The sequence below is a fragment of the Amycolatopsis sp. lyj-90 genome (genome assembly GCF_046549035.1).
Taxonomy (GTDB): Bacteria; Actinomycetota; Actinomycetes; order Mycobacteriales; family Pseudonocardiaceae; genus Amycolatopsis.
The window spans coordinates 269868-285483 of sequence record NZ_JAJPWP010000005.1 but is presented as its reverse complement, the minus strand read 5'-3'; the positions used below and the strand labels follow the sequence as shown (position 1 = coordinate 285483).

At 67.2% G+C, this 15616-nt stretch carries 16 protein-coding genes; 10 read left to right on the top strand and 6 right to left on the bottom strand.

What is annotated here, in order from left to right; all coding sequences use genetic code 11:
* Nucleotides 1-8: 8 nt before the first annotated feature.
* From ACLJPX_RS20670 to ACLJPX_RS20660, 3 genes are read right to left on the bottom strand one after another with little or no spacing between them, the layout of a single operon-like run.
* A complete protein-coding gene (locus ACLJPX_RS20670; RefSeq protein WP_101611551.1) occupies nt 9-338 on the bottom strand; it encodes a WXG100 family type VII secretion target in 330 nt (109 codons plus the stop codon).
* On the bottom strand, nt 338-955 hold the full coding sequence (locus ACLJPX_RS20665) for a YbaB/EbfC family nucleoid-associated protein (RefSeq protein ID WP_410601533.1): 618 nt from the start codon (nt 953-955) through the stop codon (nt 338-340). The genes ACLJPX_RS20670 and ACLJPX_RS20665 overlap by 1 nt, the downstream gene beginning before the upstream one ends.
* Nucleotides 956-1010: 55 nt before the next feature.
* Complete coding sequence (locus tag ACLJPX_RS20660; RefSeq protein WP_410601532.1) at nt 1011-2318, bottom strand: MFS transporter; 1308 nt, start codon at nt 2316-2318, stop codon at nt 1011-1013.
* 208 nt (nt 2319-2526) lie between these two features.
* On the opposite strand from ACLJPX_RS20660, the gene ACLJPX_RS20655 reads away from it, so the two are divergent.
* Entirely contained in the window at nt 2527-3108 is a 582-nt protein-coding gene (locus ACLJPX_RS20655) for a YqgE/AlgH family protein (RefSeq protein WP_168214453.1), read from the top strand.
* On the opposite strand, the gene ACLJPX_RS20650 is transcribed toward ACLJPX_RS20655, so the two are convergent.
* Nucleotides 3105-3536 carry an SdpI family protein gene (locus ACLJPX_RS20650; RefSeq protein ID WP_101611549.1) on the bottom strand — a complete coding sequence of 144 codons (432 nt, stop codon included), beginning with the start codon at nt 3534-3536 and terminating at the stop codon, nt 3105-3107. The two genes, ACLJPX_RS20655 and ACLJPX_RS20650, sit on opposite strands and share 4 nt — an antisense overlap.
* 65 nt (nt 3537-3601) lie before the next feature.
* On the opposite strand from ACLJPX_RS20650, the gene ACLJPX_RS20645 reads away from it, so the two are divergent.
* From ACLJPX_RS20645 to ACLJPX_RS20635, 3 genes are all read left to right on the top strand, one after another.
* On the top strand, nt 3602-4753 hold the full coding sequence (locus ACLJPX_RS20645; RefSeq protein WP_410601531.1) for an esterase-like activity of phytase family protein: 1152 nt from the start codon (nt 3602-3604) through the stop codon (nt 4751-4753).
* 165 nt (nt 4754-4918) lie between these two features.
* Nucleotides 4919-7774: a leucine--tRNA ligase gene (gene leuS, locus ACLJPX_RS20640; protein ID WP_410601530.1), complete on the top strand. Its 2856-nt coding sequence runs from the start codon at nt 4919-4921 to the stop codon at nt 7772-7774.
* A 107-nt stretch (nt 7775-7881) separates the two neighbouring features.
* A complete protein-coding gene (locus ACLJPX_RS20635) occupies nt 7882-8619 on the top strand; it encodes an SDR family oxidoreductase (RefSeq protein WP_101611546.1) in 738 nt (245 codons plus the stop codon).
* Here ACLJPX_RS20635 and ACLJPX_RS20630 read toward each other — a convergent pair.
* Both ACLJPX_RS20630 and ACLJPX_RS20625 read right to left on the bottom strand, forming a co-directional pair.
* Complete coding sequence (locus ACLJPX_RS20630; RefSeq protein WP_410601529.1) at nt 8616-9332, bottom strand: TetR/AcrR family transcriptional regulator; 717 nt, start codon at nt 9330-9332, stop codon at nt 8616-8618. The two genes, ACLJPX_RS20635 and ACLJPX_RS20630, sit on opposite strands and share 4 nt — an antisense overlap.
* Before the next feature lie 17 nt (nt 9333-9349).
* Nucleotides 9350-9742 carry a hypothetical protein gene (locus tag ACLJPX_RS20625; RefSeq protein WP_410601528.1) on the bottom strand — a complete coding sequence of 131 codons (393 nt, stop codon included), beginning with the start codon at nt 9740-9742 and terminating at the stop codon, nt 9350-9352.
* Nucleotides 9743-9840: 98 nt separating this feature from the next.
* Between ACLJPX_RS20625 and ACLJPX_RS20620 the strand changes: the two genes are divergently transcribed.
* The 6 genes from ACLJPX_RS20620 (at nt 9841) to ACLJPX_RS20595 (ending at nt 15587) form a co-directional block, all read left to right on the top strand.
* Nucleotides 9841-10989 (top strand): DUF6346 domain-containing protein, encoded by a 1149-nt coding sequence (locus ACLJPX_RS20620; RefSeq protein ID WP_410601527.1) that lies wholly within the window; start codon nt 9841-9843, stop codon nt 10987-10989.
* Between the two features lie 114 nt (nt 10990-11103).
* Nucleotides 11104-11652 (top strand): YbaB/EbfC family nucleoid-associated protein, encoded by a 549-nt coding sequence (locus ACLJPX_RS20615; protein ID WP_410601526.1) that lies wholly within the window; start codon nt 11104-11106, stop codon nt 11650-11652.
* 24 nt (nt 11653-11676) lie between these two features.
* Complete coding sequence (locus ACLJPX_RS20610) at nt 11677-11994, top strand: hypothetical protein (protein WP_410601525.1); 318 nt, start codon at nt 11677-11679, stop codon at nt 11992-11994.
* Between the two features lie 3 nt (nt 11995-11997).
* Nucleotides 11998-13230 carry a WXG100 family type VII secretion target gene (locus ACLJPX_RS20605; protein ID WP_410601524.1) on the top strand — a complete coding sequence of 411 codons (1233 nt, stop codon included), beginning with the start codon at nt 11998-12000 and terminating at the stop codon, nt 13228-13230.
* Nucleotides 13231-13260: 30 nt separating this feature from the next.
* Entirely contained in the window at nt 13261-14409 is a 1149-nt protein-coding gene (locus ACLJPX_RS20600; RefSeq protein WP_410601523.1) for a hypothetical protein, read from the top strand.
* 317 nt (nt 14410-14726) lie between these two features.
* Nucleotides 14727-15587: a ribokinase gene (locus ACLJPX_RS20595; RefSeq protein ID WP_410601522.1), complete on the top strand. Its 861-nt coding sequence runs from the start codon at nt 14727-14729 to the stop codon at nt 15585-15587.
* The last annotated feature ends 29 nt before the right edge of the window (nt 15588-15616 follow it).

Below are 15616 nucleotides of genomic sequence, written 5' to 3'. Positions count from 1 at the left end.
CCACGGCGCTAGACCTTCTTGTCCAGCGTCGTCTTGATCTCTTCCTCGGCGTTCGTGAACGCGGTCATCGACCGTTCGACGTTGTGCTGCATGCCCCGCAGCGCCTCGACGATGTTCGCGAACCCCTCGGACGAACCCTGCGCGCCCGGCTCGTAGTCCTTCGCGAACTCCTTGCCCGCGTCGTCGTTCCCCCAGCACTGGCCGAGCGAGTTGATCGCGGCCATCAGTTCCTTGCCCGCGTCGTCCAACTGGTCCGCGGCGATCCCCAGCTTGGCCGCGGCTGTCTTCACCGCGTCCGGATCCGCGGTGAACCCGCCACCGCCCCCACCGTTCGGCATCAGACTCCCCTGGTCAGCCAGCTCGAAGGCGGCTCTTCCTCGTCATCGTCCTGGTTCTGACGCACGCGCTTCGGAATCGGTTTCGGCGCCGGCGGCGCGGGCGGGACCGGCGGCGGAGGCGGCGGGGCGTCGTCCTTGCGCAGCAGCGGGTCCTCGAAGTCTTCGGACTTCGCGGGCGCTTTCGGCTCTTCCTCTTCCGCGAGGAAGTCCGGGATGGCCGGCATCAGCCCTTGCAGTGAAGGAGCGCCCTCGATGAGGTCCGAGAGGTCCGGCAGGCCTTCGGTGATCGGCGCCATCAGCTCGGCGACCTGCTGCTTGACCTGCAGCGATCCCTGGCGCACCAGGGTCAGCACGGTGTTGGCCAGCTGCGCGGGATTGGTGCGCTCGAAGGCGTTCGGCTGGATCTCGAGTTTGGCGAGCGTGCCCGTCGCGTCGATGGTGGCGCGGACGAGACCGTCCTGCGAGACCACCGTCGCGGACGTCTGCGAGGCGGCTTCCTGCGCGTCCCGGAGCTGGGCCGTCTGGCGCTCGAACTGTTCGAGCAGCGTGTCGACCTGGTCCTTCATGGCGGCATTGCGCGCTTCGAGGCGTGCGCTGTCGTCGCCGGCCGTCGTCACTTGAGCCCCCGCAAGTACTTGATCCCGGGCCTACGCCACCCGGTGTCGGTAAGCGTCACCCTAATGCCAACGGCGGAGCGGTATCGCCTGTTCTCCGTTTTCGTACGGCGAGAAGGTAACCGGCGGCTCCCGCCAGGTAGAGGACGGTGGCCGCGATCAGCAGTCCCGGTGAACGGCCGTCGTCAGGGATCACCGCCGCGGCCAGCGAGACCGCGGCCACCTGGGTGATGTTGAAAAGCGTGTCGTAAAGGGCGAAGACCCGTCCTCTGGCCTCGTCGGCGACGTCGATTTGGACCGACGAATCGACACAGAGCTTCAGCACCTGTCCGGCGCCGGTCACCAGGAACGCCGCGAGCAACGCGGCCGGGACCACCATCGGCAGGCCGAGCGCGGACTGCGCGATCGCCGCCAGCACCAGCGCGCCCACCACGGCACGGAGCCTGCCGAACCGCCGGATCAGCCGGGCGGTCAGCAGCCCGGCGACCAGGATCCCCGCCCCGGCGAACGCCGCCATCTGGCCCAGCCCCGCCATCCCGGCGCGGAAGATCCCGGCGTCGGTGAAGTGGTTGCGCATCAACAGCACGGTCACCAGCAGCGAGATCCCGAACGACGCGCGATGGGCGAACAGCGCGACGAACCCGGCCATGACACTGGGCGTGCGCCAAGCCGCCTTCGCGCCGTCGGACAGACCGCGGGCGACGGCGATGGCCGGGTTCGACGGTTCGTCCACCGTCGACGGCCCGAGCAGGCCGCGTGTGAACCCCGAGGCGAGGACGGCGGCGCCGATCCCGCCCAGCGCGGCGACGGCGGTGACCCAGGCGGAACCGGCATCGTCGGCTCCGGTCAGTCCCCGGAGGCCGATCGCGCAGCCGCCGCCGACGACCGCGAGCACCGAACCCCACGTCGCGGCGAAGGCGTTCGCGGCGACCACGGACTTCTCTTCGACGACGTGCGGAAGCGACGCGGACAACCCGGAACCGATGAACCGCGAGATGCCCTCGGACGCCAAGGCCAGGGAGAACAGCCCGATCCCGGCCGCTCCCGTGCCGACGGCGACGGCCGTCGCGAGGATGGTGAAGGACCGGAGGAGGCTCGCGAAGATCAGGACCTTCCGGCGGTCCCACCGGTCGAGCAGGGCACCCGCGAACGGTCCGACGACCGAGTACGGCAGCAGCAGCGCCGCGAACCCGCCCGCCATGGCGAGCGCGTCGGCGGCGCGTTCGGGGTTGAAGAGGACGGCTCCGGCCAGTCCGGCCTGGTACATCCCGTTGCCCCAGTGCGCGGAGAAGCGCGTGAACAGGAGGCGGCGGAAGCCTCGATCGCGAACGAACGCCCTGGTGGGCGCCGTGGCGGTGGTCGTCACACGCGGAAGCGTAGTTGGGGGTCGGTGCGCTTTGAGGTCGCCTCTCGGCGGCTATGCGCAGTGTGGCTCCAGCCGGACGGTATTCCACAAAGGCGGTTCTTCAGTGAGCCCGGGGGACACGGAAAGCGCACCGACCTGGAGTGTCCAACGGTGCTCGTGATGCTCTTGTTCCCTGGCCGGACGATTTGCCTGTGCTCGAAGTGGGATCATGGCGGACGTGCCAGCGGACGCCGAGGTCGAACCGGGAACGCTCCTGGTCGCCGCCCCCACGATGTTCGATCCCAACTTCCGGCGAACCGTCGTGTTCGTCATCGATCACCGGGACGAGGGAACGCTCGGCGTCGTGCTCAACCGGCCGAGTGACGTTCCGGTGTACGACGTGCTGCCCAACTGGGGCGGGCACGTCGCCGAACCGCAGTCGGTGTTCGTCGGCGGTCCGGTGGAGAAGAAGACCGCGTTGTGCCTGGCCGCCCTGCGGACGGGCGAGACGGCGTCCAGCGTGCCCGGCGTGATCGCCGTGCGCGGCCCGGTCGCGCTGGTCGACCTCGACACCGATCCCGAGATCCTGGTCCCGAAGGTCCGCGGCGTGCGCGTCTTCGCCGGATACGCGGGCTGGGACTCGGGCCAGCTGGCGAACGAGATCGAACGCGACGACTGGCTGATCGTCCCGGCGCTGCCCAGCGACGTCCTGGCGTCGCCGAGTCACGACCTCTGGGGTCAGGTGCTGCGCCGTCAGGGCATTCCGCTGGCACTGCTGGCCACCCACCCGGGCGACCTCCAGCGCAATTAGGCGGTGGCGGTGTCGGCCTTCTTGAAGACACCGCAGGTCCCGCAGGCACAACCGCTGCAGCCGGCGGGCGCTTCCGGCGCGGCGGGTTCGGGCGCGGGCACCGTCGTGGCGGCGCGGTTGCCGAGCGCTCCCCCGGTCACCACCAGCGCGATCATCCCGACGACGCCGACGAACGAGGCGAGCAGCAGCCCGAACGTCGTCGGCATGACCAGCGCGGCGACTCCGGCGAGCACGGCGATCACGCCACCGGCCAGCGTCGGGAGCCCGGCGACCTTGTTGCCGAGGCGGAAGGCTTCTTCGCTGCGCATCGTGGCGGCCGTCCGCACGCCGGCGCCGCGGTCACGCGGCAGCTTCTCGCGCAGGCCGAGGAACCCACCCCAGCCGACGAGGACACCCAGCACGATCGGGACCAGCGCTATGACGAACACTCCACGAGGATAAGCGTGACGTTCCGGCAACCTGCCGGATACCCTGATCGACTGTGCTACAGGCCATGTCACGCCGAGTCCTAGCCGCAGCCCTGATCGGGGCCGTTCCCCTCACCCTGATGGCGGCACCCGCCGCCCAAGCCGAACACCGTCCGTTGCGGTTGATCGGTGAACAGATCGTCCCGAATTCGCTGCTCTACCAGGGCACCGTCGTCGGCGGACTGTCCAGCATCGACTACGACCACCGCACCGGCGAGTACGCGCTGATCTGCGACGACCGGTCCGCCGTCAACCCCGCCCGGTTCTACACGGCGAAGTTCTCCCTCGACGCCAAGGGACTCGGCCCGGTCACCTTCACCGGCACCAAGCCGCTCCTGCGGCCCGACGGCACGACGTACCCGCCGCTCGCGAAGAACGACCCGGCGCAGCCGCCGAACATGCAGACCATCGACCCCGAAGAGCTGCGTGTCGACCCCTGGACCGGTCACTATCTCTGGTCGCAGGAGGGCGAGCGGTCGGCCGCGGCGCGCATCGACCCGTCGATCCGCGAGGCGAAGCGCGACGGCTCCTACGTCCGTGACCTGCCGATCCCCGCCAACGAGAAGATGACCGAGACGGCGGGGCCGCGGCAGAACCTCGTCCTCGAAGGACTCACCTTCGCCGGATTCGGCTCGCTCGTCGCCAGCTCGGTGGAGGGTCCGCTGCTGCAGGACGGCCCCGAACCGACCACCACGTCGGGCGCCCTCTCGCGCATCACGCTCCAGTCGCGGTTCGGGCCGGTGCTCGCGCAGTTCGCGTACCCGCAGGACAAGGTCTTCGCGTCACCGAACCCGCCCGGAGCGTTCGCGACGACCGGCGTCTCGTCGCTGCTGGCCGTCGACCAGGCCGATCCGACGCGCTTCCTGGTGATGGAGCGCGCGTTCGTCACCGGCGTCGGCAACAAGATCCGGATCTACGAGATCGACACCAAGGGCGCCACGAACATCGCCAAGACGCCTTCGCTGAGTGACGCCAAAAACGTCAAACCGGTCAAGAAGCGCCTGCTCGCGGACCTCGCGGACTTCAAGTTGTCCACTGTGGACAACGTCGAGGGGATGACCTGGGGCCCGCGTCTGCCGAACGGCGAACGCAGTCTCGTGCTCGTCAGCGACAACAACTTCTCCGCGACGCAGGTGACCCAGTTCATCGCTCTGGCGGTCCCCTCGGAACGGCTTTGACCAGCGGGTTAAACTGGGTTCATGAACACGGCTCGGCTGCTCCTTAGCCTGCCGCGCTGACCTCGGCCGAACGGCCGGGACCAGCGCGGCGACCCCTCATGCCCTCCGGGCTGAGGGGTCGAGTTGTTTCTGGAGTGGCTTGACGTGGATGAGCACGGAGGATCGATGAACCAGGCGAGCGAAGCGCCCAGCGGCGCCGACGCGGCCCCTCAGCACCGCTACACCGCGGAGTTGGCGGGCCAGATCGAGCAGCGCTGGCAGGACTACTGGTCCGACCACGGCACCTACCACGCGCCGAACCCGGTCGGCCCGCTCGCCGACGAGAGCGGCGAGGTCCCCTCGGACAAGCTGTTCGTCCAGGACATGTTCCCGTACCCCTCGGGCGCCGGTCTGCACGTCGGGCACCCGCTGGGCTTCATCGCGACCGACGTCTTCGCGCGGTACCACCGCATGATCGGCCGCAACGTGCTGCACACGATGGGCTTCGACGCCTTCGGCCTGCCGGCCGAGCAGTACGCGGTGCAGACGGGGCAGCACCCGCGCAAGACCACCGAAGAGAACATGCAGACCTACCTGCGCCAGATCCGGCGCCTGGGCCTGGGGCACGACGAACGTCGCCGGATCTCGACGATCGACCCGGACTACTACAAGTGGACCCAGTGGATCTTCCTGCAGATCTTCAACTCCTGGTACGACGAGAAGGCGGGTAAGGCCCGCCCGATCATCGACCTGGAGACCGAATACGCGCAGGACAAGCGCAGCACGCCGGACGGCCGCAACTGGTGCGAGCTGACCCGCGCGGAGCAGTTGGAGATCATCGACTCGCATCGGCTGGTCTACATCTCCGAGGCACCGGTCAACTGGTGCCCGGGGCTGGGCACCGTGTTGTCGAACGAAGAGGTCACCTCCGACGGCCGCAGCGAACGCGGCAACTTCCCGGTGTTCCGCCGCAATCTGCGGCAGTGGATGATGCGCATCACCTCCTACGCCGATCGCCTGGTCGACGATCTGGACCTGCTGGACTGGCCCGAAAAGGTCAAGTCCATGCAGCGCAACTGGATCGGCCGCTCGCACGGCGCGCGCGTGTCGTTCGATTCCGGCGAGCGGAAGATCGAGGTCTTCACGACCCGCCCGGACACCCTGTTCGGCGCGACGTACCTGGTGGTCGCCCCCGAGCACCCGCTGGTCGACGAGCTGACCGCCGCCACGTGGCCGGAAGGCGTCGACGCCCGCTGGACCGGCGACGCCGCCAACCCGGCCGAGGCCATCGCCGCCTACCGTGCCGCCGCGGCGCGGAAGTCCGAATTGGACCGTCAAGAGAACAAGGAGAAGACCGGCGTCTTCACCGGTTCCTACGCGGTGAATCCGGCCGACGGCAAGGAAATCCCGGTCTTCGTCGCCGACTACGTCCTGATGGGCTACGGCACCGGCGCGATCATGGCCGTCCCCGGCCAGGACACCCGCGACTGGGAATTCGCCGAGAAGTTCGGCCTGGAGATCATCCGCACCGTCCAGCCGTCCGACGGTTTCGACGGCAAGGCGTTCACCGGCGACGGCCCGGCGATCAATTCAGGGTTCCTGGACGGCATGGCCGTCGACGAGGCCAAGAAGACGATGATCGGCTGGCTGGAGGAGCACGGCCACGGTCGCGGCACCGTCCAGTACAAGCTGCGCGACTGGCTGTTCTCGCGCCAGCGCTACTGGGGCGAGCCGTTCCCGGTCGTCTACGACGAAGACGGCCAGGTCCACGCGCTGCCGGACAGCATGCTGCCGATCGAACTGCCCGAGGTCGCCGACTACTCGCCGGTGACGTTCGACCCGGAGGACAAGGACAGCACGCCGTCCTCGCCGCTGGCGCGCGCCACCGACTGGGTCGAGGTCGAACTGGATCTGGGCAACGGCAAGAAGACCTATCGCCGCGACATCAACACGATGCCGAACTGGGCGGGCTCCTGCTGGTACCAGCTGCGCTACCTGGACCCGACCAACCCGGACGTGTTCGTCGCGCCGGAGAACGAGGAGTACTGGGTCGGGCCGCGTCCCGCCGAGCACGGCGTCGACGATCCGGGCGGAACCGATCTGTACGTCGGCGGTGTCGAGCACGCGGTGCTGCACCTGCTGTACTCGCGGTTCTGGCACAAGGTGCTGTTCGACCTGGGCCACGTGTCGTCCAAGGAGCCGTACCGGAAGCTGTTCAACCAGGGTTACGTCCAGGCTTACGCCTACACCGATTCCCGCGGCGTCTACGTCCAGGCCGACAAGGTCGAGGAACGCGACGGCAAGTTCTTCTTCGGGGACGAAGAGGTCAAGCAGGAATACGGCAAAATGGGCAAGAGCCTGAAGAATGTCGTCACGCCTGACCAGATGGCCGCCGACTACGGCGCCGACACCTTCCGCTTCTACGAGATGTCGATGGGCCCGCTGGACGTCTCGCGGCCGTGGGCGACCAAGGACGTCGTCGGCGCGCAGCGCTTCCTGCAGCGGCTGTGGCGCCTGGTCGTCGACGAGGAGACCGGCGAGCTGCGTGTGTCCACTGTGGACGCCACGGACGCCGATCGCAAGCAGCTGCACAAGGCGATCGCCGGTGTCCGCGAGGACTACGCGGAGCTGCGGTTCAACACGGCCGGCGCGAAGCTGATCGAGCTGAACAACTACGTCACCAAGACGTACGGCTCGGCCGAGGCGACGCCGCGTGAACTGGTGGAGTCACTGGTGCTCATGCTGGCGCCGCTGGCCCCGCACCTGACCGAGGAGCTGTGGAAGCGCCTGGGTCACGCGGATTCCCTGGTGCACGGGCCGTTCCCGGTCGTCGACGAGAAGTACCTGGTCGAAGACACCGTCGAGTACCCGATCCAGGTCAACGGCAAGGTGCGCTCGCGCGTCACCGTGCCCGCCGACGCGGGCAAGGACGCCGTGCAGGCGGCCGCACTGGCCGACGAGAAGGTCGCCGCCCTGGTCGGCGACGGCACGCCGCGCAAGGTGATCGTGGTGCCGGGACGTTTGGTCAACATCGTCCTGTAGCCGCGACGGCCGCTGTGACACCTGGACCGATTTGCGCCAGCGTCGAGGGTCTTGAGGCGATTCGATGGAGTTGTTCAAGGACAACGAAATCGAACGGAGAACACCGCATGACCCTCGACGGCAAGGTGGCAATGGTGACCGGCGGCAGCCGAGGGATCGGTGCCGCCACGGCGATCCGGCTCGCCGAGGACGGCGCCGACGTCGCGCTGACCTATCAGCACAACGCGGAACTCGCGGCGGGCGTCGTCGACAAGATCAAGGCGCTCGGTCGTCGAGCGCTGGCGATCCAGGCGGACAGTGCCGACGCCGCGGCCGTGGCGGCCGCGGTCGAAACGACGGTCGCCGAGTTCGGCAGGCTCGACGTGCTGGTCAACAACGCGGGTATCGGCTTCGTCGGCCCGCTCGACCAGACGAGCCTGGAGGACATCGACCGCGTACTCGCGATCAACGTCCGCGGCGTCTACGTGGCCACGCAGGCCGCGGCGCGGCATCTCGGCGACGGCGGACGCGTGATCACCATCGGCAGCTGTGTGTCGGACCGTGTGCCCGGCCCCGGGATGTCGTTGTACGCGGTGAGCAAGACCGCGCTGCTGGGCCTGACCAAGGGCCTCGCCAGGGAACTGGGACCGCGCGGGATCACCGTGAACATCGTCCACCCCGGCCCGACCGACACCGACATGAACCCGGCCGACGGCCCGTACGCCGCCGACCAGCGGAGCCTGACGGTGTTCGACCGCTACGGCTCGCCGTCCGAGGTGGCGGCGTCGGTGTCGTTCCTGGCGCGGGCCGAAAGCAAGTACGTGACCGCCACGACCGTTTCGGTCGACGGCGGGCACGCGGCCTAGCCGGTGGTCAGGCCGATCTCACGCGCGAGATCGGCCAGCATCGCGTCGAAGAGGACGTCCGGTTTCGAGAACGGGATCGGATAGTTGCCGAAGACCTCGAGCGTGACGTGCCCGTAGAGCCGGGCCCAGAACTGGATCATCAGGTACGTCACGCCGAGGTCGAGCTTCTCGAGCGGGAACTCCGCACCGGACTCCTTGAGCACGGCCAGCAATTCCGCTTGGAACGCCGTGAGATCGTCGCGCAGCTCGGCGGGGACCACGTCGTTGGACGGCGTCACCAGATCGTGCATCGCGAGCACCCGGCCCGCCGCGGCGAGGAAGATCCGCCCGAACGGCTCGTCCAGCCTGTTCCCCGCGTCCGAAGACGGCGACGCGAAGACCAGCGTGAACTCCTTGGTGTGCGCGAGCGCCCAGCGCCGGAAACCCTTGCAGATGGCGAAAAGCTGAAGAGCGCCCTCGTCCGGCAACTGCGCGATGTCCTCGGCGAGACCGGCCGCGAGATCCGCGACCACGTCCGCGCGAAGATGCTCGACCAGATCGTCGCGTGAGCCGTAGTAGCGGTACAACGCCGGCGCCGTGATGCCGAGCTCGCGGGCGATCGCCCGCAGCGTCACGGCCTCCGGGCCCTGCTCGACCAGGAGCGCCCGCGCCGTCCGGCGGATGTCCTGATCGGTCGCAGCCCGCTCGCGACCCCTGCGGCTGGGGTTGTTCATCCGGGCATTCTAGGTGGTCAGTGCCCCATTACCGGGGATGAGCCCAGAAGGCGAGCCTGGAGCCGGGTGAGTGGCCGGAGCGCCAGGAAAATCGGTACGGCCATCCCCAGCGCGACGAAGAAGTGCACGATCCACGCCCCCGCCAGCGTCGGGCCACCCCACGTGCCCTCGGGGTCGCTCCCCGACCAGAAGAGACCGTAGGTCGCGATGCGCCCGACAAGATAGAGGAGCAGCAACGCGAGCAGGAACGCGACCGCGCTCGGACCGAAGGCCGCCACGAACCGCGGCCGTCCCCCGCCGCCCTCCCCGAGCCAGCGCCGCGCGAGCCCACGCTGAACCTTCGCGCCGCCGAGGTAACCCGGCAGTGCGAGAAGCGCGTAGATCGCGCGTTTCCAGTCCGAAATCTTCATGTTTGGCACGGTATGAGCCGCTGACCTGGGCGAACACCGGGCTGGCCGCCGACCCCGGGTAGGGAAAACCGGAGAGCGGCTGTCAGACTCTCGTGCCCGTGACCACCGTGACCACCGTGACGCCGTCGACCGGCTACGAAGGGGTTCCCGCGGTTCGCAAACCGTCTCCGCTCAGGATCGCCGGAAGGGTGGTGCTCGTCGCACTGGTGTTCCTCGGCGCCTGGACATGTATGGCACGAGGTCTCAGCAGACTCGGCCCCGAACGGCCAGGCCCGCCTTCCGCGCTGGCGTATGCGACTTCGTGCGACGAGGTCGGCCCGATCAGCCGAGGCGGACTCGGCTACTACTGGATGTGCACCGCCGAGGTCGATACCAACGTGAGCGGGAAATACGACGAGCTGAAGACCGTCCGCTTCGGACTCAACGAACTCACTCCGGCCGACATCGGGAAACCGGTCAAGGTGATCGGCTCCAAGGGCAAGTTCAGGCGAGACGTGGAACGGCATCTGCCGTGGTGGGCGGTCGTGCCGTCCGTGGCCGCTTTCGTGGGGGCCGTGTTGTGGGCACACCGAGTCAGGCAACGTCGGTTTCGCCCGCCGACGAAGCCCCGTGGCGCCGAGGCGGTTATCGCTCCCGCTGTCTGCGTTCGTCCGCTCAGGACGCCCGGCGCTCCCCGGTTCGGAGATCACGTCATCTTTCCGAATGACTGGTCCCGAGCCAGGTTCTGGCGGGTGACCGGGGTGATCTGGACAGTGGCCGCGATCTCCGGTGCCGCCTCGTTCGTGCTGCCGAGCGGGGATCCACAAGACGCCACCAGGGCTTTCGCGTTGGTCGGGTCGCTCGCGCCGCTCTGGGTCATCGGAGCCACTCCCCGCTGGCTGGGCAGGGCATCGAACCGGACGGAACTCACCGTGTCGAGGATCAACGGAATCGGCTGGCAGCGGCGGGACAAGCTCGGCTTCATGCTCAGCTGGAACGACATCGCCGAAGTCAGGCTGGTCACCCTGACCGACGGTGATCTGATCCTCCGCGTCGTCGACATCTATCCGGTCGACCCCGACCGCCGTCCCGACCTGCAGAGCCTGTGGGAACTCGGCGCCGAACTGGGACAGCGGAGTCTTCCGCCCGCCCGAGGTGCCCATCGCATTCCCGAAGCACTCTCCGACGCGGCGGCCGACAAGCTGCGCACGGCCATGACCACGGTCTTTCCGGAACGGTTCTCCGAGTATTCGGCCCAGGTGTCGTGACACTGTGGCGGTCCGCACGAACGGTCGCCGATCCGTGTGAAAGCTCCCCGGCCGCCGGACCCATATGCCACACTCGGTCGCCGGATGGCTACGACGTGAACAGGGGAGGTTCGCGTGTCGAACCCTGAGCAGCTCTTCGCTGATTTCGAGGCCAAGCTGGCCGACGCCCAGCGGAAAGCGAATCAGATGCGCACCGAGATCGAAAGCGTCTCGGTGTCGGAACGCAGCAAGGACGGCCAGATCTCCGTCAAGGTCAACCACGCGGGAAACCTGGTGGGCCTGGAAATCGGTCCGTCGGTCCGGGACAACCCCGCGCTCGCGCAGGAGATCCTCCGCGTCGTCCAAAGCGCACAGAGCAAACTGGCGGACGCGATGCAGACCGGCGTCCCGTCCATCGCGGGCAGCGAGACCATGAACGAGCTGGTCGACCAGCTGCACAACGAGTACCCGGAACCCGAGCCGACGGGCTACGTCGAGGGCGGCCACCGGACGGTGGACGAGGACGACCGCTTCGTCGCCGAAGACGAACTCGACGCTCCTCCGCCCCCGCCTGCTCCCAAGTCGCCCGTGCCGCCCGCTGCTCCTGCGCCGCCTCGTGCCGCGCGACGGCAGCAGACGGATCACGAAGACGACTACTTCACCGGCGGCGACTTCCTGCGCTGAGCGGGTACTTGAGGGAGGGGAACTGTGAATCAGCCACAAGGCGGTGAAGACTTCAGGGTCAATCCCGCCGAACTCGCCACACATCGCAACACGATCGACTACCTGGGACAACGAGTCGCGATGACCGGATCCGCCGCGGACGCGGCCATGGGTGATGAAGCCTTCGGCCTGGTCGGAATCCCGCTCGCCGCGATCTGCGCCACCGTCCAGAGTCTGGCGCGGAGCGCGATCGAGTCGGCTGTCGAGGCTTCCGCCGACCATGCCGATCGTGTGCATACCTGGCAACAGAGGAAGCAAATGCAGGAGGACGAGTTCAAGAGCCTCTTCAAGGTGGAGGACTGACCGATGGCAGAAACCCCCGTCGCGGCTCCGGGCCCGAACCCACTGATCAAGACAGACGCCGCGCAGGACGAGAGCTCGCTCGAAGGCGCGGGAATCCTCCAAGACTTCTGGGACACCGGTGCCAAGATCGCGAGTGGTGACTGGGCCGAAGGGTTGGCGAACCTCGCCAACGGGGCGATGGGCCTGGCCGATCTCGTCGCCGATCCCATCGGGACTCTGGCGGCGTCGGCGTTCGGTTGGATCATCGAGCACGTCCCGTTCCTCCGTGAGCCGCTCGACTGGCTGGTCGGTGATCAGGTCGCCTTGGACAACATGATCGGGACCTGGGAGAACATCGGCAAAGAACTCGAGTCCGTCAGCGAAGACCTGGGTAAGGCTGTCGACCGCGAGAGCGCGAATTGGACCGGTGAAGCTGCGGACGCCTATCGGGCCTTCGCCAAAAATCGAGCCGATCTGTACGCGGGTATCGCCTCGGGTGCGAATTCCATCGGGACACTGGTCAGCGTCTGCAAGATGATTCTCGCGGTCGTGCGAACCATCGTCCGCGACTTGATTTCTGAGTGTCTCGGGAAGCTCGTGAGCATCGCGATGCGTTACCCCGGGCCGGCGATGCCCGCCGGTATCGCCGCCGAGGGGACACCGAAGGCCATCAGCTACGCGAACAGGTGCGTCGGTTGGATCAAGAAGCTGACCAAGGCGTTCGACAAGGCGAAGGGCCTCTTCAAACGTCTCACGGATGGCTTCGACAAGATCAAGGACGCCCTGACTCCGAAGGCATTGAAGAAGTTCACCGGTGGCGGCAAAAAAGCGGTCGACGGTGTTGAGGAGACTACCTTCGCGTCGAAGGTCGCCGAGGCGAGGAAAGATCTACCTGAGTCCCGTAAGCATATCTTTGGCTTGGAAGATACGGCCAAGGATAAGAGTCTTGCCGACAATCTGGCTCAGGTGAAGGAAAACATGACTGGTCGGCTCAAGGACAAGTATGGCGAGGACTTCCAGTCGAACCTGGCCAAGGAGAAGCGGAAGGCCATCGGCAAGAAGATCGATGAGACGGCAGGCGACATCTTCGGGGAGGAAGAGGAGCCACCGAGTAGAAAGGCGCCGTCTCCAGCCGGGGTCATGGGGCCGTACAGCGCTGCCGGAGCTCCGCAGAGCTCAACCGATCCGGACGAGGTGGTTGCCGAGCCTCCGATCTTTGATCAACAGGGTGGACAGCGAATCTCTGGATCTCTCTAGGACCGTCATCGACGTGATGGGAACAATAAAGTGGCCGACGAGCGGTTGGTGATCTCGCGAACGCCGGGTGTCATCGGTCATCTGGTGCTGGTGATTCTGTTCGGCACCTTGACCACTGTCATGGCGTTCGGGGTGTTCGGGGACTACAAGCCGGCGGTGCGCATCGTCGCGGGGGTCCTGTGTGCCGTGTTCATCTACTGCGGCACCATCGAGTTCCGGAACTACCGCACACCTCCGCCTGCTGACGAGCTGGTCTTCGATCCGGCTGGGATCACTCGTATCAAAGGCGGTGTGGTGGCATGGATGGCTCAGTGGGCGGACATCGAAAAAGTCTTCCTGAGCCTGAAGTTCCGTGAGTACACCCGATACAGCAGCAGCTCTGATCAGTTCACGTTGGTCATTCGCCCAGGTCTGGATTTCGATGCCAGGGCTGCGGGCTTCGCCCGGGAACCCGACGGTGATCTCCAGGTAGCGGACATCGGCCTCTGGCCTCGCGATGCCGAGCTGGTGCTGCCGTTTCTCGTGAAACACGTCGACGTCGCGATCGAGGATGACAACACCGCGGTGGCGGCCGTGCCTGACGAGCCGGTGGTGAGCACAGCCCGCGAGGACGATCTCGACGTCGTCGAAGACGTCGTGAAGATCCACGTGAACGGCTGGGACAAGCGCAAGATGTGGGTCTTCCGGTTCGTCTCCCTGACGATCGAGGTCTGCGCGTTGGTAGTCGCCGCTGCGACTGATGGCTCTGCGGTGCGGGTGTGCGCGGTGGTGGCGCTCTTCGCGCTCTTCGCGTTGACCATGGTGGTCGAAGGGCTGGAAGGCGCAACGCACGAGAAGAGGCAGAAGGTCGTGCTCGAGCTTGGGCCTCGCGGCTTCTACTTCCGTACGTACGGAAGTTTCGTCGGTGTTTGGTGGCACGAGATCGACGCGGTCCGGTGGGGAGTCGACCATGGCGCCACTTACCTGGACTTCCTACCGGGTTCTGACATGTTCGCCGTTCGGCACCCGCGTTTGGCGGAGCTGACCAAGAGTGACCCGTACGACGCGGAATCCGAAAGTATCGACGGTGGCTGGTACCGGTTGGATCGGCCATTCACGGTGAACGCGCGACGCGAGTTCGAGAGCAGCATGCGGAAGTCCGAACGCGTGGAGTTCCGGGAAACGGCCGTAGCGGGTTGAGGCGCCCGTCGAAACGGGGCGCCGCCGGCGCCGATCACTCGGGGGGCTACGTGATCGACGCCGGCGACCCGATGCCCTGGTCCCGGCTTTCGCCGGGATCGGGGCAACGTCACCGCGTGAACGCGGCAACGCATCTCAAGAGCGGGCGTGATCGCCGAAGTGACGCCCGGGGGAAGGTTATCCCCCGAAAGAGTGACGGCGTTCCGCTGCTCGCCTGATTGTCGCACTACGCACCAGGAAAGTTACAAAGTTCTTCACATCTTCGCCGGGAGAAGGGTCATGACCGGACAACCAATGGTCATGGCAAGGTTCCCTCCATGACTTCTCAGGTGCTGGTCATCGGGTCCGCCAATGCCGATCTCGTGGTCCCGGTCGACCGGCGACCCGGTGGTGGCGAAACCGTACTCGGTGGCGACACGACCTTGTCGCCGGGTGGCAAAGGCGCCAACACCGCGGTCGCTGCAGCGCGGCTCGGGGCCGACGTCGCGCTGCTCGGGGCGGTCGGCGACGACTCGTACGGCGAACTGCTCAAGCGCTCGCTGGCCGAGTCCGGGGTGAACACGGCCTCGGTGCGCACCAGCGAACGTCCTACCGGGATCGCGTACATCACGGTCACGCCCGACGGCGAGAACTCGATTCTCGTCTCTCCCGGCGCCAACTCCGGTTTGCGGCCCGAGGACGTCGATCTCGACGGCGCCGAGATCGTGGTGCTGTCGCTGGAGATTCCACTCGAAACCGTCGAGCACGCCGTGGCGAAGGCGGCCGAGGCCGGAGTGCGGACGCTCCTGAACCTGTCGCCGGCGGCCGAACTCTCCGCGAAGACGCTTCAGAGTCTCGACGTCCTTTTGGTCAATGAGCACGAGGCGGCGTTCCTCCTCGGTGGCGAGGCCGACTTCCCTCGGCTGCTCGACCTCGGTCCGAAGGCCGCCGTCGTGACGCTCGGCGCGAAGGGAGCGGCGGTGGTGACCGCGGACGGCGTCACCGAGGTTTCGTCGCCGAAGGTCGAGGCCGTCGACACCACCGGCGCGGGTGATGCCTTCGCGGGCGCGCTCGCCACGGCGCTCGCGAAGGGTGAGGAGCTGGCCGACGCGGCGCGCTGGGCGGTGAAGGTGGCGGCGATCACCGTGACCCGCCAGGGCGCGCAGCCTTCGTATCCGACGGCGTCCGAACTGGAATGATGTGTTTTTCTGTGTTGTGCTGTTGCCTA